Source organism: Chitinophaga sp. YR573, assembly GCF_900110995.1.
Lineage (GTDB): Bacteria > Bacteroidota > Bacteroidia > Chitinophagales > Chitinophagaceae > Chitinophaga.
This window is the reverse complement of the sequence record NZ_FOJF01000001.1, coordinates 2,771,307-2,797,543: the sequence shown is the minus strand read 5'-3', so window position 1 is coordinate 2,797,543 and position 26,237 is coordinate 2,771,307. Positions and strand designations below refer to the sequence as shown.

General features: G+C 42.9%; 25 protein-coding genes. 9 read left to right on the top strand and 16 right to left on the bottom strand.

Annotation, left to right across the window (positions count from 1 at the left end; genetic code table 11):
- Nucleotides 1-36: 36 nt before the first annotated feature.
- The 15 genes from BMW86_RS11800 to BMW86_RS11730 all read right to left on the bottom strand — a co-directional run bounded on the left by BMW86_RS11800 (nucleotide 37) and on the right by BMW86_RS11730 (nucleotide 15,909).
- Nucleotides 37-1,710: an ArnT family glycosyltransferase gene (locus BMW86_RS11800; RefSeq protein ID WP_089781968.1), complete on the bottom strand. Its 1,674-nt coding sequence runs from the start codon at nucleotides 1,708-1,710 to the stop codon at nucleotides 37-39.
- 63 nt (nucleotides 1,711-1,773) lie between these two features.
- Nucleotides 1,774-2,874 carry an N-acetylglucosamine-6-phosphate deacetylase gene (gene nagA / locus BMW86_RS11795; protein WP_089781967.1) on the bottom strand — a complete coding sequence of 367 codons (1,101 nt, stop codon included), beginning with the start codon at nucleotides 2,872-2,874 and terminating at the stop codon, nucleotides 1,774-1,776.
- A gap of 24 nt (nucleotides 2,875-2,898) precedes the next feature.
- Nucleotides 2,899-3,282 (bottom strand): SMU1112c/YaeR family gloxylase I-like metalloprotein, encoded by a 384-nt coding sequence (locus tag BMW86_RS11790; protein ID WP_089781966.1) that lies wholly within the window; start codon nucleotides 3,280-3,282, stop codon nucleotides 2,899-2,901.
- Complete coding sequence (locus tag BMW86_RS11785; RefSeq protein WP_089781965.1) at nucleotides 3,282-4,076, bottom strand: amidohydrolase; 795 nt, start codon at nucleotides 4,074-4,076, stop codon at nucleotides 3,282-3,284. Before BMW86_RS11785 ends, BMW86_RS11790 begins: the two co-directional genes overlap by 1 nt.
- 69 nt (nucleotides 4,077-4,145) lie before the next feature.
- Complete coding sequence (locus BMW86_RS11780; RefSeq protein ID WP_089781964.1) at nucleotides 4,146-4,607, bottom strand: regulatory protein RecX; 462 nt, start codon at nucleotides 4,605-4,607, stop codon at nucleotides 4,146-4,148.
- A gap of 56 nt (nucleotides 4,608-4,663) precedes the next feature.
- Nucleotides 4,664-7,006, bottom strand: a complete 2,343-nt coding sequence (locus BMW86_RS11775) for an ATP-dependent helicase (protein ID WP_089781963.1) — start codon at nucleotides 7,004-7,006, stop codon at nucleotides 4,664-4,666.
- An 85-nt stretch (nucleotides 7,007-7,091) separates the two neighbouring features.
- Entirely contained in the window at nucleotides 7,092-7,592 is a 501-nt protein-coding gene (locus BMW86_RS11770; RefSeq protein WP_089781962.1) for an RNA polymerase sigma factor, read from the bottom strand.
- 563 nt (nucleotides 7,593-8,155) lie between these two features.
- Nucleotides 8,156-8,614 carry a ribose 5-phosphate isomerase B gene (gene rpiB / locus BMW86_RS11765; RefSeq protein WP_089781961.1) on the bottom strand — a complete coding sequence of 153 codons (459 nt, stop codon included), beginning with the start codon at nucleotides 8,612-8,614 and terminating at the stop codon, nucleotides 8,156-8,158.
- Between the two features lie 24 nt (nucleotides 8,615-8,638).
- The gene (tatC, locus tag BMW86_RS11760) at nucleotides 8,639-9,496 is read right to left on the bottom strand and encodes a twin-arginine translocase subunit TatC (protein ID WP_089781960.1); all 858 of its coding nucleotides are present in this window, start codon (nucleotides 9,494-9,496) and stop codon (nucleotides 8,639-8,641) included.
- A gap of 687 nt (nucleotides 9,497-10,183) precedes the next feature.
- Complete coding sequence (locus tag BMW86_RS11755) at nucleotides 10,184-11,452, bottom strand: hemolysin family protein (protein ID WP_089781959.1); 1,269 nt, start codon at nucleotides 11,450-11,452, stop codon at nucleotides 10,184-10,186.
- 78 nt (nucleotides 11,453-11,530) lie between these two features.
- On the bottom strand, nucleotides 11,531-12,097 hold the full coding sequence (gene gmk, locus BMW86_RS11750) for a guanylate kinase (protein WP_089781958.1): 567 nt from the start codon (nucleotides 12,095-12,097) through the stop codon (nucleotides 11,531-11,533).
- Nucleotides 12,098-12,171: 74 nt separating this feature from the next.
- Nucleotides 12,172-13,479: a UDP-N-acetylglucosamine 1-carboxyvinyltransferase gene (gene murA / locus BMW86_RS11745; protein WP_089781957.1), complete on the bottom strand. Its 1,308-nt coding sequence runs from the start codon at nucleotides 13,477-13,479 to the stop codon at nucleotides 12,172-12,174.
- Nucleotides 13,476-14,207, bottom strand: a complete 732-nt coding sequence (locus BMW86_RS11740; RefSeq protein WP_089781956.1) for a DUF4290 domain-containing protein — start codon at nucleotides 14,205-14,207, stop codon at nucleotides 13,476-13,478. Before BMW86_RS11740 ends, murA begins: the two co-directional genes overlap by 4 nt.
- A 228-nt stretch (nucleotides 14,208-14,435) precedes the next feature.
- Nucleotides 14,436-15,362, bottom strand: a complete 927-nt coding sequence (locus BMW86_RS11735; RefSeq protein WP_089781955.1) for a tryptophan 2,3-dioxygenase family protein — start codon at nucleotides 15,360-15,362, stop codon at nucleotides 14,436-14,438.
- A gap of 79 nt (nucleotides 15,363-15,441) precedes the next feature.
- Entirely contained in the window at nucleotides 15,442-15,909 is a 468-nt protein-coding gene (locus tag BMW86_RS11730; RefSeq protein WP_012788686.1) for an Lrp/AsnC ligand binding domain-containing protein, read from the bottom strand.
- A 407-nt stretch (nucleotides 15,910-16,316) separates the two neighbouring features.
- Between BMW86_RS11730 and trmB the strand changes: the two genes are divergently transcribed.
- The 6 genes from trmB (at nucleotide 16,317) to BMW86_RS11700 (ending at nucleotide 20,876) form a co-directional block, all read left to right on the top strand.
- The gene (gene trmB, locus BMW86_RS11725) at nucleotides 16,317-17,024 is read left to right on the top strand and encodes a tRNA (guanosine(46)-N7)-methyltransferase TrmB (protein WP_089781954.1); all 708 of its coding nucleotides are present in this window, start codon (nucleotides 16,317-16,319) and stop codon (nucleotides 17,022-17,024) included.
- Entirely contained in the window at nucleotides 16,996-17,184 is a 189-nt protein-coding gene (locus BMW86_RS11720; RefSeq protein ID WP_089781953.1) for a DUF5522 domain-containing protein, read from the top strand. The genes trmB and BMW86_RS11720 overlap by 29 nt, the downstream gene beginning before the upstream one ends.
- Nucleotides 17,185-17,241: 57 nt before the next feature.
- Nucleotides 17,242-17,685: an IPExxxVDY family protein gene (locus BMW86_RS11715; RefSeq protein ID WP_089781952.1), complete on the top strand. Its 444-nt coding sequence runs from the start codon at nucleotides 17,242-17,244 to the stop codon at nucleotides 17,683-17,685.
- A gap of 81 nt (nucleotides 17,686-17,766) precedes the next feature.
- Nucleotides 17,767-17,997, top strand: coding sequence for a 4a-hydroxytetrahydrobiopterin dehydratase (locus BMW86_RS11710; protein ID WP_089781951.1), 231 nt, complete (start codon nucleotides 17,767-17,769; stop codon nucleotides 17,995-17,997).
- A gap of 98 nt (nucleotides 17,998-18,095) precedes the next feature.
- Nucleotides 18,096-20,093: a histidine kinase gene (locus tag BMW86_RS11705; protein ID WP_177189230.1), complete on the top strand. Its 1,998-nt coding sequence runs from the start codon at nucleotides 18,096-18,098 to the stop codon at nucleotides 20,091-20,093.
- Between the two features lie 27 nt (nucleotides 20,094-20,120).
- Nucleotides 20,121-20,876 (top strand): LytR/AlgR family response regulator transcription factor, encoded by a 756-nt coding sequence (locus tag BMW86_RS11700; protein WP_089781949.1) that lies wholly within the window; start codon nucleotides 20,121-20,123, stop codon nucleotides 20,874-20,876.
- 36 nt (nucleotides 20,877-20,912) lie between these two features.
- Here the strand turns inward: BMW86_RS11700 and rho are convergent, their stop codons facing one another.
- Complete coding sequence (rho, locus tag BMW86_RS11695; protein WP_410492556.1) at nucleotides 20,913-22,598, bottom strand: transcription termination factor Rho; 1,686 nt, start codon at nucleotides 22,596-22,598, stop codon at nucleotides 20,913-20,915.
- A gap of 504 nt (nucleotides 22,599-23,102) precedes the next feature.
- Between rho and asnS the strand changes: the two genes are divergently transcribed.
- From asnS to BMW86_RS11680, 3 genes are all read left to right on the top strand, one after another.
- Nucleotides 23,103-24,542 carry an asparagine--tRNA ligase gene (asnS, locus tag BMW86_RS11690; RefSeq protein WP_089783646.1) on the top strand — a complete coding sequence of 480 codons (1,440 nt, stop codon included), beginning with the start codon at nucleotides 23,103-23,105 and terminating at the stop codon, nucleotides 24,540-24,542.
- Between the two features lie 159 nt (nucleotides 24,543-24,701).
- Nucleotides 24,702-25,238 carry a biopolymer transporter ExbD gene (locus tag BMW86_RS11685; protein ID WP_089781948.1) on the top strand — a complete coding sequence of 179 codons (537 nt, stop codon included), beginning with the start codon at nucleotides 24,702-24,704 and terminating at the stop codon, nucleotides 25,236-25,238.
- Between the two features lie 28 nt (nucleotides 25,239-25,266).
- Complete coding sequence (locus BMW86_RS11680) at nucleotides 25,267-26,223, top strand: isopenicillin N synthase family dioxygenase (RefSeq protein ID WP_089781947.1); 957 nt, start codon at nucleotides 25,267-25,269, stop codon at nucleotides 26,221-26,223.
- Nucleotides 26,224-26,237: the final 14 nt, after the last annotated feature.

Genomic DNA, 26,237 nt, shown 5'->3' with positions numbered 1-26,237 from the left:
GTATATGACAGCCTCCTTTTTAATATCGTTGTTATCCTATTCTACAATTACTTTCACCGTCGGACTATTATGCGTCGGTGTTAACATCCCGGCAAACACACAAAACTTCAACTGATAAATTCCCGGTTCATCCGGCATTACTACTTCTATCTTGTTAATTCGTCTTTCAATAGCCTTCCCAAGCGTTAAGTCGGATTTCACCGCTGGTATCTCTCCCCCATTATGCATAAATCCATAACCCAATATTCCACTATCCGCCGGAACAGGACCTCTATATCCATTCTTTAACTGAAGGACGAATGTCATATGCGCCCCTGCCTTCGTCTTCACCTCTGTCATTGCAGGTATTAACTGGATAAGGGAATAAGAGTAATAATGGTCCTGCATAAAGTAAATCCAGGGTCCCTTATCTGTCTGAATAGTCCCTGTTACAGGTAAATTGAAATGATCCCAGGGAGCAGTAACGATCATCACAGGCTTCCCCCATAACTGTTTTTCCGTATCCCAGTAATTATATTGATTACGCCTGGAAAAACGACTGTTAACACTATAAGAAATCCCGTTATCACTATAAAACATATACTTGGAAGGCAACTGGTAAGAGTTCAGAAACACCACCGGCCTACCCGCTGCTTTCTCCTGCAGGGCTAATGCCCAGTTTCTGTTGTGATGGATCTCAGGGCGTATAGTCACACCCGGTGCAAAATCCCACACCATATATACCCTCGCTACCGTTATAAGCAGTAAGGTAAAAAATGCAAAATATTTCAATGGGGTAATAGATCTCCGCCTACGGAAAATAGACTGATGCGCCAACACGAACACGGGTGTAAAAAGCATCACCGTCCAGTTAGCCTCTACCCTACCCTTATAACTACTCAGCAGGAAGAATACGAGGACACCAATAGCAGAGAATTTCAGACTACGTTCAAATGCACTTTGTATAGGACATACAAAAGCATAATATAGAATCAGCCATCCCGCTATCGGACCAAACAACAATAACTGCCCTAATATATACTCGGCGGTAAAACCAATCTCATAAGCGGCGGCATTACGCTCTACCAGGTGATATTGTAAAGAAGGGAATCCATGTGCATACTGCCAGTAAATATGCGGCAGGAATAAAATAGCTGTGACAATAACAGCGATATAAAATTTAAATACCCTTAAGAGATTAAGGTTGGAAATAACCGTGAAGGCTACCAGTAAAATACCATGGTACTTACTGTAGAACATCAGTGCCATGCTCAAAGCCAGCAGGAATGTATTCTTCCAGCTCTGTTGTTCAAGAAAGGAACGGTATATTAAAAAGTAAAGTGCTGCAAAAAAGAGAAGAGGCACATCTGGTACGGCCAGCATACCACCTATCTGCATAGCCCCCATGGAACACAAGAGGAGATAAAAAATCCGGTTATCCCGGCGTGCTATCAGTTTATCAGTAATAAGCAGTGTAAAGAAGCTCAGGATCACCATGCAAACACGTACCCCAAACTCATTATGAAACAACCCGTAACCTATTTTTATCAGTAGTGCCACCATTGGCGGGTGATCAAAATAGCCCCAGTCGAGATGACGGGAATATACCCAGTAGTACGCTTCATCGTCCATTAACTGTGTATAATATGCCTGGAGAAGCCCCAGGATTAACCAGGCCAGCAGGAAAAGACGTTTATAATGATGCTTTGTGAAATAGCGAACTACATCCATGAAATTACCGGTTGAAACTGCTAAGATAACCCAATAAACAATTATGAGAACCGATTCATGTAACTATGCAGTTATCAGCTGTTTAAGCTGCCATTGTTTATCCACCACTATCATACTGGCGCGGTAACCGGTAGCAATATACCCCAGTTCCCTGCCCAAACCGGCCAGCGTAGCAGGATAAGCAGATCCCATCCGCAACGCTTCCTCTGCATCTATCCCTACTTTATCAATACAATTTCTCACCGCCTGCAACATAGTAAGCCGGGAACCGGCTAATACTCCCTGTGCATTTACATAACGGTCCGGCTCTTTCACATAGACATAATCACCTGGTCCTTCTTCCACAGCATCGGTGATCAGGAACAGGCGGGGTCCCATGATCTTTTTACTGATCCGTACCGCATTGAAATCAACATGAATACCGTCAACCACTATACTGGAACTTACCCGTGGATGGTCATAAATGGCGCCCACGAAACCCGGTGCCCTGCTTTGCAATGGAGACATGGCATTGAACAGGTGTGTACAGGTAGTGATTCCGTTCTCAAACGACTGGTATAACTGTTCATAGGTACCATTGCTATGCCCTGCCGAGATCAGTATTCCGGCATCCTGCAATCGCTTCACCAATACAGGATCGCAGCACTCCGGAGCCAGCGTCATCATTTTTATAATCCCCTGTCCATGTTGCAGTAACAGGTCTATATCTTCTTTCGTAGGTGATTTTATGAATTTTGTTAAGTGCGCTCCTCTCTTCTCATTATTGATAAACGGGCCTTCCAGGTGTAATCCCAGTACACCTTCACCACCCTGCTTCCAATAATCCTTTACCGCCTGTATTGCCTGCAGCATCACTTCAAAAGACATGGTAGGGATCGTAGGCATAAAGTAAGCAGCCCCTCCACTCTTACAATAGGCATACATAGCTTGTAAGGTCTCCACATTCGGATGTAATGGGAACAATCCGCCATTACCCCCATAAATCTGCAGGTCAATCAAAGCAGGCGCTAATATATCTCCTTGCAGATCGATAACAGTTGCATGAGACGGCACCTCCTCAACAGGAACAACACCGGTTATCCGGCCGTTCTCTTTCAGTACAGCATGTGCATAGAATAATGTCTCTCCTGTAAAAATGGTAGCATTCAGATACGCACTCAGCATTTGGCAATGTTTTTATCGGCAGCTTTACAATTCGTACAATTCCAGCGGTAATGCATCAGGGTCTGTAAAAAAGGTGAACCGTTTACCTGTGTATGGGTCTATACGTATAGGTTCGGTTACTACCCCGTGGGCGTTCAATTCTGCTACTGACTGATCAATATTGTCAACAGCAAAAGCGAGGTGACGCAATCCGCGTGCTTCCGGACCACTGGCGCGTGGTGGTGGGTCCGGAAAAGAAAACAACTCAATGATATATTGCCCTTCCAGTGCCAGGTCAAGCTTATATGATTTCCGTTCCAGCCGGTACACTTCACGAATGATTTCCAGGCCCAGTACCTCTGTATAGAATAATTTGCTTCGTTCGTAATCAGAACAGATTACGGCAATATGATGAATATGCTTTAACATTAAAATACCTGGAATTTATCTGCATCTTTCAGGAAAGGAATGTTCTTCCTTATCTCATCCAGCTTGGTACGTTCGAGTGTAGTAGTAAAAATATCTTCATCATGTCCCTTGCGGTAAATGATCTCTCCCATTGGGTCTATCAGGCTGCTGTCACCGCTATGGTAAATCTCATTACCATCATTGCCCACTCTGTTCACACCAATCATGTAACACTGGTTTTCAATGGCACGCGCCTGTAACAGCGTCTTCCAGGCAATACTGCGCCTTTCCGGCCAGTTAGCCACATTGATGAGTACATCGTAAGCAGGAGCCCCTGTCTCCGGAGTAATCACATTACGTGACCATACAGGGAAACGCAGGTCGTAACAGATGGTCAGACATATCTTCCAGCCCTTCACCTGTGCTATCAGGCGGCGATCGCCTGCATGATAATGCTCATGTTCACCGGCATACCCGAACAGGTGGCGCTTGTCATAAGTTCCCGCTACACCATTGGGCTGCATCCAGATCAGGCGATTCAGGTATTCCCCGTTCTCCTCAATAATCAGACTTCCTGTAAGGATGATATTCTTCTCGGCAGCCTTCTTCCTCATCCATTGTACGGCACTGCCTTCCATTGTTTCAGCCAGCGTCTCAGGCTTCATGCTGAAACCGGTGCTGAACATTTCCGGTAATACAACTACTTCTGTACGTTCAGTAATGGCATCAATCTTTTCGTCGAACATGCGCAGATTAGCTGCGATGTCTTCCCAATGTAAGTTGGCCTGGATGAGTGTAACCTTCAGATCTGACATAAATATCTATCGATTAATAAAAAAGAAAGCCCATAAATTTACGACGACTTGGCTTAGAAACTTTTAAAATTATGCAGCGTCTTTTGCGATTTGTTCAACTATTGGCTGTGCAAGCTCTGGTTCATACCCTTTTTGCATCAGGTACTGCACCACTTTGTACTTCCTTTTGAACGACTCTTCCCCTCTCAGCGACTCATATTTCTTAGTAGCCAGCGTGGTCAATGCCTGCTCATAATCATCGGCATCTATCTCTTCCATCCCCTTTTTAATGCAGTAAGCAGATACCTGCCGCTGCTTTAATTCCGCCAATATCTTTTTACGCCCCCATTGTTTAGACCGGAATTTCCCACCCACAAAGGCCCTGGCAAAGCGTTCCTCATTCAGGAAGTTCTCAGATACCAGCGCTGCTATCGCTTCGTCTACTTCCTCTCCTCTAAGTCCCAGCTCCAGGCATTTGTATTTCACTTCGCTATGGCTACGCTCCTGATAGGCACAATAGTGCTGTAATTTTGCTATGTACGAACTACTCATATATAAAACAAAAAGGAAGAGACCGTGGCCTCTTCCTTTTTCTATTTGTGCCTTAATTATTTTTTTACAATCATTAAACGGGCATAATTCAGCATGATCTTCTTTTCACCGCCTCCTTTGGGGAATACCACATTGGCAATACGGTTATTAGGCGCCCCTTCCATTTGCAGGATGGTGCCAAACCCAAACTTCTGATGCTCTACTTCCATACCTGCTTCCATCAATGCCGGGTCATCCGGTGTAAAGTTTGGCGAAGGCACATGTGTACTGGCGGGTCCTGCTGTTCCTGCGGGTTTTGCCATAGGACGCGGAGATGCTGCCGGTGCCGGCGCTTTCTTCTGCATTTTGTCGAACATATTTCCACCACCGCCACCAGTGCTGCTGTTGCCCCATAAGCCACTACCAGGAGAGTTCCTTACAGATCCTCCACCGGCATAACTGCGGTCTATGTACTTCTCAGGCATTTCTTCCAGGAAACGGCTGGACTCATTATTCACCAGTTGTCCAAAGCGATAACGGCTATTGGCATATGTCAGCCACAAACGTGCTTTTGCACGGGTAATGGCCACATAAAACAGGCGGCGTTCCTCCTCCAGTTCTTCCCTGGAATTGATAGACATCCCACTTGGGAATAAACTTTCTTCCAGTCCTACGGTAAACACTACCGGAAACTCCAGTCCTTTCGCAGCGTGAATAGTCATCAGACATACTACATCACTGCTCTCTTCACCACCCTTATCCGCATCTGTCAGCAGGGTAATCTGTTGCAGGTAAGTACCTAATGTTTTCTCCAGCAGTTCTCCGTCTTCAGTAGGTGTTTCTGTAAATTCTTTTATTGAGTTGAGCAGCTCCTGTATATTCTCATACCGGGCCAGCCCTTCCGTAGTTTTGTCGTTGAATAGTTCCTTTACCAGGTTAGTAGATTTACCCACCTGCAAAGCAATATCGTAAGCATTGTGTTTGCCCAGCATGGCGTGGAAGCTGCTGATCATTATCACAAAGCTTTCAATCGCTTCCAGTGTACCTGCTTTAAAACCAAATTCACGGGCTCTTTCCAGCACCTGCCACATGGTAATGTTATGATCATTCGCTAACACCACCACTTTTTCTATCGTTGTTTTACCAATACCACGCACCGGGTAATTGATAATACGTTTCAGACTTTCTTCATCCTGTGTATTCATTGTGATGCGCAGGTACGCCACAAAGTCTTTGATTTCCTTACGCTGATAGAAAGAGGTACCACCAAAGATGCGGTAAGGAATTGCTTTTTTACGAAGGCTTTCTTCAAAAGAGCGGCTCTGTGCATTGGTACGGTAAAGGATAGCAAAATCTTTGTTAGCATAGTGATTGCGCAGGCGTTGCTCCGCAATAGTTTCTGCTACGAATTTACCTTCCTCGTTGTCCGTCATGGTACGCACAAGTTTGATCTTTTCTCCCTCGCCGTTATCAGTCCACAGGTTTTTTTCTATCTGTCCTTTATTGTTGCCGATTACTTCATTGGCCACATTAAGAATAGACTTTGTACTTCTGTAGTTCTGTTCCAGCTTCACAACTTTTGCATCATCATAATCCTTTTCAAACTGCAGGATATTTTCGATGGTAGCACCGCGGAAAGAATAGATACTTTGTGCATCATCTCCCACTACGCAGATATTTTCGTGTGCAGCACCCAGTAACTTAATGATCTCGTACTGTGCGGGATTCGTATCCTGGTACTCATCGATCATAATGTATTTAAACTTGTGCTGGTATTTGTGTAATACTTCAGGAAAGCCTTTCAGCAATATGTACATCTTGTACAACAGATCATCGAAGTCCATAGCGCCGTTTTTGAAACAGCGTTTGGCGTACATGTCGTACAGTTTACCTACCATAGGTCTGTTTGCACGCATGTCTTCCTGTTGTACACCGTAGTCTACCTGGTATTCTTCAGGTCCCATCAGGCTGTTTTTAGCAGCAGAAATACGGTTGTATACTAAGTTAGGTTTGTAGTGTTTATCGTCCAGATTCTGCTCATTGATGATTGTTCTCAATACACTTTTGGCATCATCTGAATCATAAATGGTGAAGTCGTTGGGGTAACCGAGGCGATGGGCTTCAGCCCTCAGCAGGCGGGCAAATACGGAGTGAAAGGTACCTATGTATAAGTTACGGGCTTCTGATCCTCCAAGGATCTTTTCCACACGTTCCTTCATTTCACGGGCAGCCTTATTAGTAAACGTTAGTGATAGTATATTAAAAGCATCCACACCATTACGTAACAAGTGTGCAATTCTCATTGTCAGCACTTTCGTTTTACCGGAACCAGCACCAGCAACAATCATCAGCGGACCTTTAATATGTTCTACCGCTTCGCGTTGCCGCTCATTCAATTCATCTAAATAATTTGCCTTCATTATTATAATTAAAATTCCTGACCTCCACCAGGAACTGGTGGAATAAAAAATTAAATTGGGAAGGCGTAAAAATACAAAAGATCGGTCAATATCTTGCAATCCGTGATTTCAGCATCTTACGTGCAAAGTGGATGCGGCTCTTCACCGTACCCAGCGGCTCATTGAGCATGGCGGCTATTTCGAAGTATTTATATCCTTCAAAATAAAGCATGAAAGGCTGTTTAAATATTACAGGCAGATTATATACTGCCATGTGAACATCTTTAATGCGCAGATTTGTTTCTGCACCATTTCCAATAACAGGTTGTTGCTGATGCAACAGGAATTCTCCTGCAGAATTATCCAGCAAACGGAATTGCCGGTTACCACGCCTGTAGTTATTGATAAAGATATTACGCATGATAGTGTAAAGCCATGCGCGGATGTTGGTACCGGCCAGGTATTTGTCCCGGTTGGCCAGCGCACGGAAAAGGGTTTCCTGGTAGAGGTCCTTTGCTGATTCAGTGTCCTTTGTAAGCGTAACAGCGTACGGTCTCAGGAAATCAGCATTTCCCAGTAGTAGTGTATTGAATTCTGTGGATGACATAACGAACAAAGTTTAAGCATCTGAAAAAAAATCATGCTTCAGCTGATAAACCAGACTTTTAAGGGAAACAATTATTGATTGCCGAAAATGATGATGTGATTGTCATATGTAGGGTATTAAAACATTCAAAAGGGTGTATGAAAAAGAAACACACTTATTAAACAACCGCTATCAGTATGGGATATACACATATACTAATTCAATGCATCAACATCACGTTATATAATCATTCTCATTATTCAAATTCTCGAATTTCAAACATACAATTGTAGAAGGTGTTTCCATCGTCGTAGATTTTATGGTTACTCAATGACTGGGGTATGAACTAGATCCTGTAATGACTGACTCTCAGATTGTAATATGGTGCTTACTTTAACAAAACATCCTATACTTAACTGTACTATTCACAGACAAAATATATATCCAACTTAATGACTCTTAACACAATTTAACAAATCAGATTGTATCCACCAAAAAAAAGCTAGTGATAACATCTAACTAAAAAGCTGATTGTCAGATATATTCCGGCAATCAGCTTTCTACTATGTAAGTCTCAATTTTTCTTATAAACAGGCAATCTTCCTCACCCTGTTCTCATGACGTCCTCCCTCAAAAGGAGTGTCAATAAATACCTCTACCATCTGCTTTGTCACGTTATCATCTACAAAACGTGCAGGCACACACAGCACATTTGCATTGTTGTGTGAACGGGCCAGTCTGGCCAGCTCTTCACCCCAGCAGATTGCTGCACGTACGCCCTGGTGTTTATTAGCTGTAATAGCTACTCCATTGCCACTTCCACATACCAGGATACCAAAAGCAGCCTGTTCCCTTTCTACCAGTGTTGCTACCGGATGAGCAAAATCCGGGTAGTCTGCGGAGTCTTTAGAAAAGGCTCCTACATCTTTTACCTTCAGACCTTTACCTTCCAGGTAAGAAATGATCTCTTCTTTATATTCAAACCCTGCATGATCAGAGCCGACAGCTACCGGCAGGGTAAGATTGAATGATGTCTGTGACATAACGTTAATTTTTTAAACATGAAATTAGGACCACTCTTCTACTTCCGGTTCGTTCTCTTTATCCTCCATGCCTTTCAATGCTCTCTTGGATACATAGATACTGATCTCATACAGCGCATATAACGGCGTAAATACGATCATCTGATCCACTACATCAGGCGGTGTAACAACAGCAGCCAGTACCAGTATAACAACGATTGCGTGGCGACGGTAAGTACGCAGGAAGGTAGGTGTAACAAAACCGATCTTGGTCAGGAAGAATATCAGGACCGGTAATTCAAACAAAATACCCATACCAAGTACTATCTGCGACAATAAATCGAAATAATCATCAATGAAGAACTGGTTAACCACTTTAGTAGTAACAGTATAACCTGCCAGGAAGTTGATCGTAAAGGGCACCATCAGAAAATAACTGAAGCCTATTCCCAAAAAGAACTGGAAAGACACCCAAAATATAACTCCACGTGCTCCTCTCAATTCCCTGTCTTTCAGTGCCGGTTTTATAAAACGCCAGAATTCCCAGAAAATATAAGGGAATGCTACAACCAGCCCAAAGATAAATGCCAGTTTGAACTGTAACATTACCTGCCCTATCATCTGGTGGTTCTGGAAATTAAAAACAACAGGCGTGATACACAATTTATCTCCCATGCCTACCAGCTGACTGATTTTGCACAATAACACATAAGAAGGGAAAGTTTTATTGGTAGGCCCGAATACTACATTATCCAGTATTTCCTGTGTGTAGATAAATCCTACAGTACTAAATACAACAATAGCGACGAACGAGCGAACTATATGCCAGCGCAGGTCTTCCAGGTGGTCAAAGAAAGACATCTCCGCTTTCTCTCCGTTATTTGCAAAAAGTTTCTTGAACATATCTGATAGTCGGGCTGAGTTTAATAAGGATCACAAATATAGCGGATGCATACAATAAAATGCAGTGAACAATCGGATAAGTGTAAAGTTTAATGGAATTTAAAGAATTGATGGGGATTCCTTCGTGCAAAACAGATACGGGAAAAAGAGAGAAGGGATTGTGGGGCTATTAAACGATTTAGCAGTTGAGGTATGTACAAAAAAAGAGCCAGCCCGAGAAGAATCAAGAGCCGGCCTTTCATCCATTGTTTGTTAACCCCAAAAAAGTTGAATTCGAGAATGTCTTTGTTTCCAGATTCACTAGCTATCCGATTGATGGCAAGCTTTCAAAATAGTTTGTGTTTCTGGTTACTTTTAATTTTCTATCACAAAAATAGAAAGAAATATGTTATTATCAATGTTGTAACAATTTTTTTTACATCCTTTTAACAAAAATCAAATCATTGTGTTACATTAACTATAGCAAATGTATAAAATTCGTGTTAATTCCCTACTACTTTTTTTAAATCGTTTTAGCAGTTGGATGCTTTTTCAACACTGCAAATATATTAAAAAAAACTTAACAATATCAACAATTGATTTCTTTTCTTTTACAAAGATTTAGTAAGTTCTCCTAAATAATTGAGATCTAAGCAAATAAAAATGTAGACTTCTACCGCTTAAAACGTCAAATTCTCTGTTTATTACTTATCCAAGCACCTTCATCTTCACCATTTCGATTCTAGTCTCCGTTACATTCAGTACATCAAACTCGTAATCGTCGATAATGATACGCTCTTTTAACCTTGGAATCGTCTCATGATGATTAATTATATACCCGGAAAGCGTTTCACTCTCATCCTCAGGAAAATCAAAACCATATTTTTCATTCAGATAATCCAGTTCCAGCCTGCCTGAGAAGATATATTCCTTCTCTGCAATCTGCTTTTCCACAAACTCTTCCACATCATGTTCATCCTTGATCTCTCCGAATATCTCTTCCAATACATCCTCTATTGTTACAATACCCGCTGTTCCTCCAAATTCATCCACTACCCAGGCAATACTCTTTCTTTCCTTGTTAAACTTACTCAACAGGTCTATAGCACTCATTGTCTCAGGTACCACCAGTATCGGATGTAAAATTACCTGCATATCTGCCGGACTCTTAAACATATCCAGCTGGTGAATATATCCCAGTATATTATCAATTGTATTTTCATATACGATGATCTTGGACAGCTTTGTTTCCATAAACTTGCGCTGCGCCATCGCAATAGGGCTCTGGATTTCCAGGGATTCAATTTCTTTCCTTGGAATCAGACATCCTCTTATTTTTACATGTGCCAGTGATAACGCATTCTCAAAAAGCTCCGTATTCAGCTCCTGATTCTCTGTTGCATGTTGTTGAGACTGCCGTATAAAATGTTCCACATCCACCCTTGGGAAGGAGGTAGCACTTTCTACGATCCGTACATTAAACAGGTACTTCAGTATCCATTCAGATACCGATACCAGTAAACTACCTACCACAAACAGTGGCTTGGAGATCGCAGAAATCGGTAATGCAAAGAAACTGAGCAACGCTTCCGGACGGGAACGGAATATAGCACGGGGTATAAAAAAACCAAAAGAAAGGAGGATCAATGTAGCCAGTAATACTTCCATTAACAGCAAAAGAGGCTGATAACTGGTGTTTTCCTGGGGAGATAATACCTTGTTCCACATAGGCTGAAAAAAGCCCACAAACAGGATCCCATAGATCACTATCACGCTGGTAAGACCTAAAAGGCTGGTTGCCAGGAAACGGGAGGGGTTATCATTGAAACTGGCCAGTATTTTACCTGTAGCACGGCCCTGTTTCTTTTTTAACTCAATGCTTAACTTATTCACATTGGCGAAAGCCGTCTCAAGGCCGGCGAAAAAGCCTGCCAGTAATACCAGTATAGCAAGGATAACGAGTGTATAAGTATCCATAAATAAATGACAAAAGTAAGGAATTTCAAATCCACACAATAAGTTCCGACAACCTTATGCAAAGATTGAACCGAACCATTATGTGTTTTGCAGAAAGGCCTGCACCAATGCTTTCACTTCTGCGTATGCCCTTTCAAGTTCATCATTCACAACGATCTCGTCAAACTCGTGGGCAAAAGACAGTTCGTACCGGGCTTTCCCCAAACGTTCTTCCAGGGAAGCCTGTGTTTCTGTTCCACGTTCGCTGAGACGTACGCGCAAAGCATCTAATGTAGGTGGGGCAATGAAAATCGTTAATGTAGATTCATGATATTTCTCTTTGATAGATAAAGCGCCCTTTACGTCAATATCAACCATCGGTATCTGAAGATTATTCCAGATCCGTTGTAATTCTGTTTTCAGGGTGCCATAATACTTACCGGCATATACCATTTCGTATTCGGCAAAAGCATGCGCTTCTATCTTATTGTGAAAATCTTCAGGGGTAAGAAAGTAGTAATCTCGTCCATCCACTTCTGTTTCCCTCGCAGAACGGGTAGTGGCAGAAATAGAAAAAGCCAGTTCCGGCATTGCTGCCAGCAACTTTTTTACGATGGTGGTCTTACCAGCTCCGGATGGAGCCGTAATAATGATGATCTTATTCATACTTAAAATAGTGACAGGCTACAAACCGGGAAAGTACCTTCCTTCAGCCCGTAGCCTGCGGCTATTAAACTAAACTATACTCTTTTTATATCCGCTCCCAGTTTTCTCAACCGTTCGTCGATATACTGGTAACCACGGTCAATCTGTTCAATATTCTGAATAGTACTCTTGCCTTCCGCACTTAGCGCTGCTATCAGTAACGATACACCCGCACGTATATCCGGCGAAGACATGGTGATACCACGTAAAGAATGCTGACGGCCCATTCCTATAACAACTGCACGGTGAGGATCGCACAATACTATCTGCGCTCCCATATCAATCAGCTTGTCCACAAAGAACAAACGGCTTTCAAACATCTTCTGATGGATCATTACACTTCCCTTTGCCTGTGTAGCTACTACCAGTACTATACTCAGCAGGTCTGGTGTAAAACCAGGCCAGGGATGATCGGAAATAGTTAAGATAGAACCATCTAAGAACGTCTGGATCTCATAAAACTCCTGGGAAGGAATATAAATATCATTCCCCCTGATCTCTAACTCGATACCCAGCTGACGGAACTTCTCAGGAATAATCCCCAGATGCTCCACACCTGCATTCTTAATGGTAATCTCACTCTTCGTCATTGCTGCCAGCCCAATGAAAGATCCTATTTCGATCATATCAGGCAACATAGTATGACTACATCCGCGTAAAGAACTAACACCTTCAATCGTTAACAGGTTCGATCCAACCCCGTTAATTTTTGCCCCCATACTGATCAGCATCTTACAAAGCTGTTGCAGGTAAGGTTCGCAGGCGGCATTATATATTGTTGTAACTCCTTCTGCCATCACTGCCGCCATTACAATATTGGCAGTACCGGTTACAGACGGCTCATCCAGCAGCATGTAAGCTCCTTTCAGACCACTTGTTTCCAGACGGAAGTAATTATCATCTGTATCATATACGAACTGTACACCCAGTTTTTCGAAACCGATAATATGGGTATCCAGCCGGCGACGGCCTATCTTGTCCCCACCTGGTTTTGGAATGTATGCCTTTCCAAAACGCGCCAGCAAAGGACCGGCTATCATTACAGAGCCTCTTAAACGGCCTGATTTCTTCTTAAAATCCGCGCTTTCTATATAAGGAAGGTCAATCTGGTCGGCCTGGAACTCACAGGTATCACGGCTGATCCTGTTTGTCTTCACACCCATATCTCCCAGCAATTCTATCAGCAGGTTCACATCCACAATATCCGGGATATTGCTGATGATCACTTTCTCTGCAGTCAGCAAAACGGCACTGATAATCTGTAAAGCTTCGTTTTTGGCTCCCTGGGGCACAATTTCCCCCTTAAGACGGTTGCCTCCTCTTACTTCAAAAGCACTACTCACTTGTTCCTGTTTTTATTGTATTTGTTGTTATTGTTGTTGTTGCTGTGCTTATTGTTATTACTCTTGCCGCTATTGCTTTTGAACTTGTTTTGCTGGAAGCTTTTGCGTTTGTTGGGACTGCTCGCACTGGCGGCAGCTCCGGTAAGGCGTTGGTATTCGCTGTTGGTATTGTAGTTAGGACCAGCAACTTCAACCACTGGTTTGGAATATCCGGGGTGGAATTCCAGTTGTCCGTTGGTAATAGTATTCAGTTCAGTCTTAATAGCATCATCATGCACACTTTCTTTGTGCCAGTTGCTATAAGCCAGTTTCATGTAATTACCTACGCACTGGGTAAATCCTTCTTTCTTTTCAGGATTTGTTTCGTTAATCGCTTTGTCAATCACCATTTCCAGGTTCTTACCAAAGTGACGGTTACGTGGATACTTCTTAGGGTAAGGCAGCTTATCCGGCTTTGCCCTTAAGGTTTCACGTGTAGGAATAGGATACGGAGAATCCACATCCAGTTTAAAGTCAGATATTAAAAAAAGGTGATCCCATAATTTATGCCTGAAGTCCTCTACATTGCGCAGATGAGGATTTAACGTACCCATCAGCTCTATCAGGGACATGGCATTCCCCTGGCGAAGATCCCTATCCTCAATATTCAGCACATATTCGATCATCTTCTGGATATTTCTTCCATACTCCTTCATTATCAGATGGTTACGGGTGGTATTGTATTCCATATCGCAATTTAAAAAAATAGTATTAATGTAATTTTGAAAGGTAAGTCATGCTCTGGCATTCACAATGAAAAACAGCTAAAGAAGAACATTTATTGTACTTAGGGTAAGTCTTAATATGTGAAAGCAACCATTCTATGCAAACTTATGAAAAATAGTTTAATTATATGAATAGTTAAAACGCCTCTGAAGCAGTTTTCACAAAACTTTACAGCCTTATTTATCAATACTTTACTCAAAAGCCATTTTACCCCAGTTGTTCATCTCATCCTCTGTCCATACTTCCGGGAAAAACACGATACGTTTGTGCTTTGGAGGAAGATACTGCTGCCAGTTGGTACCACCTGTAGCGGCAATGTCTTCCGGTTTCCTGTTCAGGTATCTTACAGCCGACTTATAATGCATCAGCGGCCATCTCACATTGATATTCAGGTCATACTCCTTCAGCAATGGTATCAGTTCTGCCTGTTCTGCTGCTGTCAGCTGTTTGTAACGGGCCTGCATATTGTAAGCCTTATAACGGGTAGCCAGCAACAGGAACTCATCCATATATTTCAGCTCAAACTGGCGGAGTGTTAACGTTTTCTTCCCTGTTGCCAGTTCAGTGGCTCCGCTGCGCCAGTAGATGTTTTCAAGTATCTTACCGGTTTCAGCACCCTTCAATGCCTCCCGCTGTGATTCATATACCAGGTTTACCAGCTCAGTGGAACAGATCTCTATCTTACGGAATTGCCCGCTCTGAAAGCCACTAGCAGGCAGCAATGCCATACGGAACTGCAGGAACTGATCTTTATCCATCCCATCTACCATGATCTCAAAAGAGTTGATCAGATTGCGGAAATAGTTATTGATCCTTTTGATCTGCGTTCTGAAAATATCAGCCGTTAACACAGGAGCAGTGCAGATTTGCTCAATCGCCTGTAAACTCAGTTTGAAATATAATTCTGTGATCTGATGATAAATGATGAAAATGTTCTCATCAGGTATAGGCGTACGGGGATGTTGCAGGTTTAATAGTACATCCAACTGGATATAATCCCAATAAGTAAGGAAATCCGCATATATCAGGCCATCAAGATATGAAGACATATCCTGGCCCATAGCGGCATACTTTTCTTCCAGCCGCTTTATTTTATCGGCAATTTCTGTTGTAACCATAAAGTAAATTAATGAATTGCCTGCTTATAGCATTCCCCGCATTGCAGGAATACCATAAGCAGGCCGAAGATGGATAACCTTATTCCACAACGTTAATCGTTCTGTAGAAGCTCTCTTCAAGAGATATCAGGGTCTCAGTCCTTTCAATACCCTTTATTTTTTGCAACTCGTCATGCAGGATCCTCCTCAACTGGGTTATATCCTTACAAATAATCTCGGCAAACATACTATAGCTGCCCGTTGTATAGTTAAGCCGGACCATCTCCGGTATTTTACGCAATTCTTTAGCCACAGTGTCGTACATAGAGCTTTTTTCAAGATAAATACCAATAAAGGCAATTACATCGTAGCCGATCATTTTTAAATCTACATGTAATTTTGTACCTTTAACGATACCCAGCTCTTGTAGCTTCTTCATTCTAACGTGGATAGTACCACCGGAAACGAAAAGTTTCTTCCCGAGGTCAGCGTAGGAGATTTCTGCATTATGCATCATTTCACTGATGATCTGCAAATCTAGTTTGTCAATATTCAAATTGTGGCTCATTTTTACAATTTGTTTTTGAATGTATTAAAACTACATGCAAATATTTGAAAAATTTCGAAATTTCAAAAATTTTTCTTGAAAAATTTGCAAGAAAATAGTTATGTCTTTAGATTTGCATCATAATAGTTATTCAAAACACCGTTTTTATACAAAGAATAACGAGCTCTTTAAAATTGTGGGGTGATGGAACTGGCAGACATGCCCTCTTGTCTCGAGGGTGGGGATCACAGGATAAACACAGCGTAATGGGTTGACCACTAATCTTATTTGTGCTGCGGCTAACTGCCTCGTGAAGGTTCGACCCCTTCCCCTACAGCTTAATAAACGGCCTGTAAGTTAATAACTTACAGGCCGTTTTGTTTTACACCCGGCAAAAAGAATAATCCGAAATAATTACTTTTGCGCCAATGGGACACAAAAAATTAATACGTTTCGCAGAAATTGAAACATTCCCGAATGTACTTATCTACCCGGAAAACATGCCGGGACAATGGCCTGCATTCTACAAAAACAACCACCCGCTTACCCTCGAACTGGCCTGTGGTAAAGGAGATTACACCGTAGCACTCGCCCGCAGATACCCTGAAAGGAACTTCCTCGGCGTAGACCTTAAAGGGAACCGTATCTGGCGCGGCGCCAAAACAGCCCTCGACGAATCCATCAATAACGCGGCTTTTCTCCGCACACAGATAGATAAACTCAACAATTATTTTGCTCCCGGAGAAATTTCAGAGATCTGGATCACCTTTCCAGACCCCTTCCTGCGTAATTCCAAAGCAAAAAAGAGACTCACACACCCGAAATTCCTTCAGTTGTACCAGCCTTTACTGGCACCCGGAGGAACTATCAACCTTAAAACAGACTCTCCCGAACTCTATCAGTTCACCCAGGAAGTCATCGCAGCAGCCGGATGTACCCTCATAGAAGATATCCCGGATGTATATGCACTCCCCGAAGTACCACCCCTCTTACAGATAAAAACCTATTACGAAGGGATGCACCTGGAAGATGGTCGTACCATCAGGTTCCTTAAATTTGCATTGCCAGCTGAACCGCTGGACTGGCGTACCATAAAACTGCCGTCAGATGAAGCAACCGTTGGTGGAGGGGATTGATTTTTATTATAATGAACAGGGTTATGTGGTATTTACGGAAGTATATCACCTCAAACGTGGCCATTGTTGTGGAAATGGCTGTAAACACTGTCCATACGCATATGAAAATGTCGCATCTCCCAAAAGAGAAGAACTCCTTGCCCAAAGAAGGGAAAATTAAATTTTAAAGACGTACTTTGGCTATCGGCCATTGCACGGACTAAAACCACCAAATAATATGTCAGTACTAAAATTAAAGCTGGATCAGGATCAGTTGCTGGAAGATTTCTTTGAGTCTACGTTTCTCATAGGCATCGTTTCTTCAGCTCGCGACTATCAGCTTTGCTGGCAGATAAACAACCATATGCATTATAATTTCCGGGTCAACAATTCCCTGGAAATAAACTTGTCTAAACATCAGAGAGCCTTCTATTTCAGTGTATTTGACTATGAAGAGCCCACAAAATCAGTATCACACTACTTTTATAATAATCACTGTAAAGCAGAATTCCTGCTCCCCGAGCTAAAGAATATAGATTATCTCTGGCTCATTAAAGGCGATTACTATCAGCAACAGGACGTGAAAAAATTAATAGATCAGTTGCGTCGTGTAGAGCTCGTACAATTAGTATCTTTATTAGACATCAGAGATATCAAAAACAAGATGAACCTCATCTTCTAAAACCCGGCACAATGCCGGATCTTCCTCACCGAATCACACACATGAACAGTAATTATTGTTTCATGCATAAATTCTTTTGTTATGTGGCAGGAAAAAAACAACCAATTGTACCGCGCTTTCGAATTTATTGATTTTAAAGATGCATTCGGATTTATGACGAAAGTCGCAATGGTAGCAGAAAAAATGGACCACCATCCTTACTGGGTCAATGTTTACAATAAGGTAGAAATATATTTGAATACACACGAGGCCGGCAGTATAGTCACCGAGAAAGATCATAAACTGGCTAAAGTAATAGATAGTTTGTTATAAAATTTTATTCATAAACAGTGATCCGTATCCATATACTATTGCTGTTGTTTTGTTACTCCATTGATGTTTTTGGGGGGATGCCAACAAAAGATACATTGATGGCAGATTTTGGAAATCTGCCTTCCCGTATTGACTTGAGGCCCTATTTATCAAGCCTTGAGGACAATGGGGGACAGCTAACACTACAACAGGTATTATCATCATCATTTACACGCAACGATCAGCTTTTCCACGAGCAAAAAAAGAACAGCGGAAAAGTGCACAATTGCTGGCTGAAGCTGCATGTCCGTAATACAGGTACAAAAGATTCCGTTCTCACCCTCTTTGCAGGCTGGCACGATTACATGTACTGGTATGCACAGGATTACACCAGTAACTACCGTCTGCTCATGACTACAGGTCTGATGCAGGACAACGCAAACGTGGAGAGGTGGGAACACTACGGGTTTAAGGTAAATGTACCTCCGGGGCAATCCCGCAGCTTTCTTCTGCACATCACCAACAAATACTACAACGAAAATCCGCTGATGCCCGTATTATACAACGCACTGCAATACGGACAGTTCCGCAACAGACAACTGGAATATTACCGCAAAGAAACCGTACTCATTCAGGTACTGCTTGGTATGTTACTGGTATGCCTCTGCATTGCCATTATCAACTACATGCAGCTGCCAGACCGCTCCTACCTTTATTTTGCGGCCTATATGCTGGGGTTGATCCTCTTCTTTGCACTCCGGCTGGAAAGTAAACCTTACCAGCTGTCTATATTCTATCACTGGCCCATGCTGAAATATTACTGGGATATCCCGGCATTATTGTTCTGCTTCTACCTCATGTACCTCTCCTTTGGGAACGCTTTCCTCAACCTACAGGAACGCTATCCCTTTATGGACAGGCTTTTTACCACGGTAGCGGCCTTTATCGGCGGCATTATTATCATCTGCTTTTATTGCATCGCACGTGAACAATACCAGGTGCCCGGCATGATTTACAGTTATGTATACCTGGCTACCCTGCTCCCGCTGCTGGCTGTATTTGCCGCACTGGCAAAACGTTCCCGCCATCATCCGCTGGTACGCTTTTTCCTCTTCGGCTCCCTCTGTTTTTACATGGCCTGCTTCGGTTCCTTCCTCATGCTGATCCGCCCTCTGGGCCTCATGAGCGCACTGGGAGAAATCTCTGCACCTTCTCTCCTCATCATCCTGGGCGTATTGCTGCAATCCATGTTCTTCCTGGCAGGGCTCAGCTACCGTAATAAACTGGTACACCACGAAAGGACCCGCACCCAGGAACTCCTGATCAAACAACTGAACCGGAACAAAGAGCTGCAACATACACTGAACGAGCAACTGGAAGAACTCGTGAAAGAACAGACCACTGAAATCCTGCGTAAAAAACAGGAACTGGACGAACAACGTAAAATCCAGCTGGAAACAGAATACGATAAGAAACTGACGGAGATAGAACTAAAAGCCATCCGTGCCCAGATCAATCCGCACTTTATCTTTAACTGTCTTAATTCTATCCAGCTGTTTGTAATGCAGCGCGATTATGAATACGCACAGAAATATTTATCCGATTTCTCTTACCTGATCCGTAAAACACTGGACTTCTCCCGTCGCAACTTCATTTCATTATCAGATGAAATTGCATACCTCAGTACCTACTTAGGACTGGAAAAGATGCGTTTCGAGAATAAAATGGAATACGAGATCATTGTAGATCCGGCTATTGCCACCGCCGAACTGGAAATTCCGGCTATGTTGCTGCAGCCCTATGTGGAAAATGCCGTAAAATACGGCATGACCAACAGCGCTCATCCTATTGGTAAACTGTTTATCCAGTTCAACCAGATAGAATCGGATATGCTGGAATGCCTGGTAGACGATAACGGGATAGGGATTACCCGCTCCAAAACAATGCGTACCCTGCCCAAACATCACCAGTCGTCAGGCATGGAAATCAGCTCCAACAGGGCTGAACTGCTCAACAAAATGTATAATACGGGAATTCACATAGACATTATTGACAAATCAGAAAATAATCCTGGGGAAAGTGGTACTATTGTGAGGATTCTTATCCCCCAACTTTAAAGGCCAACACTACCCACTTTATATAATATGATAAAGGCCGTTATTATAGATGATGAACGCAATAGCAGGGATATCATTGCCCTGATGCTGGAGAAGTATTGCCCGGAAGTGCAGATTGCGGCTACCGCATGCGACTGTGCAGATGGCATTGCTACCATCAAACAACATCAGCCACAGTTAGTATTCCTCGATCTTGAAATGCCCGATGGTACCGGATTTGACGTACTGATGGGCACACAGGAAGAAACCCCGTTCGAAGCCGTATTTGTAACTGCTTTCGAAAAGAAATTCCTGCATACCATCCGTTTCAGTGAGGTGGAAATCATACTTAAACCCATAGACAGGGAAAGCCTTACCGCTGCGGTGCATACTATTCAGAAGCGTATCATTACACAGGCAAGCAAAAACCGCTATAAAGTATTACTGAACAATTTCATCAGCGGACGCAGTATTTCCCTGAATATCCTGGTTCCACTGGCAAATGGAGAAGACAGCACCATTCCCTTAAATGAGATTACTCACCTGGAAGCCGGTGCAGAGAAATGCACCTTTCATTTACTTGACGGACAGCAATTTCAAACGGAACGGTCCTTCCGCTATTATGCAGACCTGTTCAGCACCTTGCGCTTTTACCAGGTAAATAACTTTCAGATGGTGCAGTTGTCGCAGATCAGTCAGATTAATCCCAATACAAATAAGTTGTCATTAAAAAACGGGGAGAAACTGGAAATAGCAGAGAGAAGGAAGAAAGATTTAATTGGCTACTGGAAACAATACAAATAAAAAAAACCGGCGATGTTCGCCGGTTTTTTTATCTCTTTATCCATTCATTGAAATAAGGAATTCTTCATTATTCTTAGTGCCTCTCATGTGTTGTAACATGAAATGCATGGATTCTTCTGTGTTCATATCTGCCAGGTGATTGCGGAGGATATGTAAACGTTTCAGGATATCTTTTTCAAGCAGCAGATCATCACGACGGGTAGATGATGCTGATACATCGATAGCAGGGAATACACGTCTGTTGGCCAGTTTACGGTCAAGTTGCAATTCCATGTTACCAGTACCCTTGAACTCTTCAAAGATAACTTCATCCATTTTAGAACCGGTATCAATCAATGCTGTAGCAAGTATCGTCAGGGAACCACCGTTCTCAATTTTACGTGCCGCACCAAAGAATTGTTTTGGTTTCTGCATAGCATTTGCTTCCACACCACCACTCAGTACTTTACCGGATGCAGGTGCAACGGTATTGTGTGCGCGGGCAAGACGTGTAATGGAATCCAGCAGGATCACTACATCATGTCCACATTCTACCAGGCGTTTTGCTTTCTGCAAAGCGATAGCAGATACTTTCACGTGTTTTTCCGCAGGTTCGTCGAAAGTAGAAGCAATTACTTCTGCCTTTACACTACGTTCCATATCGGTAACCTCCTCAGGACGTTCATCTATCAGTACTACCATCAGGTAAACTTCCGGGTGGTTAGTAGCGATAGCATTCGCAACTTCTTTCAGCAGCATGGTTTTACCAACCTTTGGCTGTGCTACGATCAATCCGCGCTGGCCTTTACCGATAGGGGTAAACATGTCCATGATACGGGTAGAGTAGTTATTGGAAGTAGTTGTTAATCTTAATTTCTCGAAGGGGAATAACGGAGTCAGATAATCAAAAGGAACACGGTCGCGAACTTCTTCAGGCGATTTGTTATTGATTGTTTCTACTTTCAGCAGGGCAAAATATTTCTCACCTTCTTTAGGAGGTCTTACAGAACCTTTAACAGTATCACCTGTTTTAAGTCCGAATAATTTGATCTGGGAAGGAGAAACGTAAATATCGTCTGGGGAACTTAAATAGTTATAATCAGATGAACGCAGGAAACCATAACCATCCGGCATCATTTCCAATACGCCTTCACTTATAATAATACCATCAAATTCAATATTGAAGGCAGGTTCTTTCTTCTGGAAACGCTGTTTCTGTACAGCTATAACAGGCTCTTCGAGTTCCGGCATCACAAAATCATCATCGTCTTCTTCTTCGTCGTCTTCGTCCTGTGAAGGTAAAGAAGTGATTACATCTTCTTCGTCATCCTCGTCATTTTCATCCTCTGTGAACTGGGGAATAATCTCATCATCATCATCATCAAATGTTAAAGATGGAATACTGTCCAGGTCAATATCAAAGTCTTTTTTCTTTGCTTTAGGCTCTTGTGCCTTCTGCTCTTCCTGCTCCTGTTCTTTTGTTTTGAGTCCGGCAGCGGGTTTTCTGCCACGTTTAGGTTTTTCTTCGGATGACGTGGATTCTGCTACTGGTGCTTCTTCTGCTTCATTCTTTGCTGATTTCCGTTTACGTGTCTTTTTTTCTTCTCCATTGGCCGGGTTACCTTCTGAGGCCATTACTGCCTGCTTGTCGAGAATTTTGTAGATAAGATCCTGTTTGCTCAATTTTTTGGCGTTTGGCACATCCAGTTTCTCTGCAATGTCAAGCAGCTCAGGAACGAGCATGTCGTTCAATTGTAAGATGTCGTACATCATCGTGTGTTGTCAAATTTTAGAAGTGTTGTGAGGTGGGTACCACTACATACCAACATACACCAATTACAAATAATTGTTTTTTGAGTCCAATAAATTTAATCTGGTTATTAAATCTGATAGGGAATGTTGAGTTTAGGACTGCTGATGAAGATGGAAATTAAAACTTAATCAGGCAGATTGTAACGCAAGATTAAAACAAGTTTCGCTATTATCCAAAAAAAAAGCACGTCCCGGGCGAGTTCTGATCTAGTCCAATGTAGCCTTTCCCTCAATTCCCACAGTACAAAATACCCTCCCATAGCATCTTTCGGGTGATCATTCCAAAACATACATCAACATTCCTGCCAATCAGTCATTTACAGCCCGCTATTATTTAACATTTCCTTTTGAGCCATCTCCTCAACTCCCCTCGTTTTAATCCCTATGCAGTTTCCCACTTATCACTTAAATTTGCAGTCCAAAATTGATACAGTTATGAGCCAAAGGGTGAAAGTCAAGCAAATACTGCTGGATGAAAACACAAACTATGATGTAGTAGTAAAAGGTTGGATACGTTCTTTCCGTAACAACCAGTTTATAGCCCTTAATGATGGCTCTACTAATAATAACCTGCAAATTGTACTGGAACCGGATTCCGTTACACCTGATATTCTTAAACGTCTCACCACCGGCGCTGCTATCAGCGTGAAAGGCTCCGTAATCCCTTCCCTGGGTAAAGGACAACGTGTGGAAGTAAAAGCAGCAGAACTTGAAATATTAGGCGACTGCGATCCCGAAAAATATCCGCTGCAGCTGAAAAACCGCCCCAGTCTGGAGTATCTGCGCGAAATTGCCCACCTGCGTTTCCGCACAAATACCTTTGGCGCTATCTTCCGTGTGCGCCATGCGCTGGCCTTTGCTGTACATAAGTTCTTTAATGAAAAAGGATTCGTGTACCTGCACACTCCTATTATTACTGCGTCAGACGCAGAGGGTGCCGGCGAAATGTTCCATGTAACCACACTGGACATTAAGAATCCGCCACTGGCAGAAAACGGCGAAATAGATTATAAAGAAGACTTCTTCGGCAAAGCCACTAACCTCACCGTTTCCGGACAGCTGGAAGGAGAACTGGGTGCAATGGCATTTGGTGATATCTATACATTCGGACCAACTTTCCGTGCAGAAAACTCCAACACGGCCCGTCATCTGGCTGAGTTCTGGATGATAGAACCGGAAATGGCCTTCGCTGATCTGGAAGACAATATGAACGTGGCTGAAACCTTTATCAAATCCGTAATCGGGTATGTACTGGAAAACAACCGGGAAGATCTCGAATTCCTTGCACAACGCCTGGAAGAAGAAGATAAACAGAAACCTCAGCAGGAACGCAGCGAATTAGGCCTTATTCCTAAACTGGAGTTTGTACTGAACAACGAATTCGAACGCCTTACTTATACAGAAGCTATCGACATTCTGAAAAACAGTAAACCGAACAAGAGCAAGAAATTCAATTATATCATCGAAGAATGGGGTGCAGACCTGCAAAGTGAACACGAACGTTTCCTGGTAGAGAAACATTTCAAGAAACCAGTAATCCTCACAGATTATCCTAAAGCTATCAAGGCGTTCTACATGAAGCAGAACGACGACGGTAAAACCGTACGTGCAATGGATATCCTCTTCCCGGGCATCGGTGAAATTGTAGGTGGTTCTCAAAGAGAAGAAAACTACGATAAACTGGTTACCCGCATGGAAGAAATGCACCTGCCCGTAAATGAAATGAGCTGGTACCTGGATACCCGCCGCTTCGGCGCCTGCCCCCATGCAGGCTTCGGTCTTGGCTTTGAAAGACTGGTCCTCTTCGTAACAGGTATGGGTAACATCCGCGATGTGATCCCATTCCCACGTACACCTAAAAGTGCAGAATTTTAAATAAAAAATTAATTTGGGGTTTTGCAGGGCTTCGCCCTGCAAAACCCCAAATTAAACTGAGTTACGACCCACACTTTATGGAATAATTCCCCGCCTGCATCTATACTACTGAAAGCGCTTTCATTTCACTTATTCCTTACATACCTAAAACCATTAGTCATGGCTGAAATGAACACTGGCTCTACACAGAATAGCCACAAAGGCGGCATACGTTCCAAAAAATTAAGTACCCGTGTAGATATGACACCTATGGTAGACCTGGGATTCCTGCTGATCACCTTCTTCATGCTTACCACTACCTTAACCAAGCCTAAAGTAATGGATCTTATCATGCCCCGTAATGACGGAGATCCTTCTGCCATCGCAGACAGTAAGGCCCTCACCATCCTGCTTGGTGCCAATGATAAAGTCAGCTACTATGCCGGCATGGGCAATGATCTGCAGCATCCACCAAAAATCATGAACTCCCGTTTTGCCAACACAAATGGTATCCGGGATATCATCCTCGCTAAACGCACTGAAGTGCTAAAACGCTTTGGCAAAAACGATCTCATGGTCCTTATCAAAGCAGATAATGATGCTAACTACAGGAATGTAGTAGATATCATGGACGAAATGCTGATCAGTGATATATCCAGGTACGCCATGGTAGACATTACACCGGAAGAAAAGGCTTTTCTAAAATCTTCATTTTAATCTACCTTAGTAATGTAAAACATTTACTATGGCAATAACTCATTCCATTCCGGTTGTGGACCTCGCCGCCTTTACTTCAGGCGACGCCGCCAGCAAAAATGCCTTTGTGCAGCAGCTGGGAAAAGCATACGAAGAAGTAGGTTTCGTAGCCGTAAAAAATCACGGTATCTCTGATGAACTGATCGCTGATCTTTACAAGTACGTACAGTCGTTTTTCACATTACCATCTGATGTAAAACGCTCGTACGAACTACCTGAACTGGCTGGCCAGCGCGGTTATACATCCTTCGGTAAGGAACATGCCAAAGGATATGACGCACCCGATCTCAAAGAGTTCTTCCAGTTCGGACAAACAGTAGAAGACAACGATCCTGTAAAAGCAGAATATCCGGATAACCTTACGGTAAAAGAAATTCCGCCATTCACCCCTACTTTCTACAAAGCCTACCAGGCCTTTCAAAAGTCAGGCACTTCTCTGTTACAGGCTATAGCATTGTATCTGGGACTGGATGAGCATTATTTCGACCCACAGGTACATAATGGTAATTCAATATTAAGGGCTATCCATTATCCGCCCATCACACAGGAACCCGCTTCTGCCATCCGTGCGGAACAACATGAGGATATCAACCTCATCACCCTGCTGGTAGGCGCTTCCGCAGATGGTTTGCAGATACTGGATAAACAGGATAACTGGGTACCCGTAACGTCCCTGCCGGAACAGATCGTAGTAAATGTGGGAGATATGTTGCAGCGTTTAACGAATAACAGGCTGAAATCCACGACCCATCGCGTAGTGAACCCACCCCGCGAAATGTGGAACACCAGCCGTTATTCCATTCCGTTCTTCCTGCATCCCAGATCAGTAATGCCGCTCAACTGCCTGGAAAGCTGTGTCACAGCTACACATCCCTGCGAATATGAGCCGATTACTGCCGGTGAGTACCTGGATGAAAGATTAAGAGAAATAGGATTGAAAAAATAAAAGTAAAGGCTCCT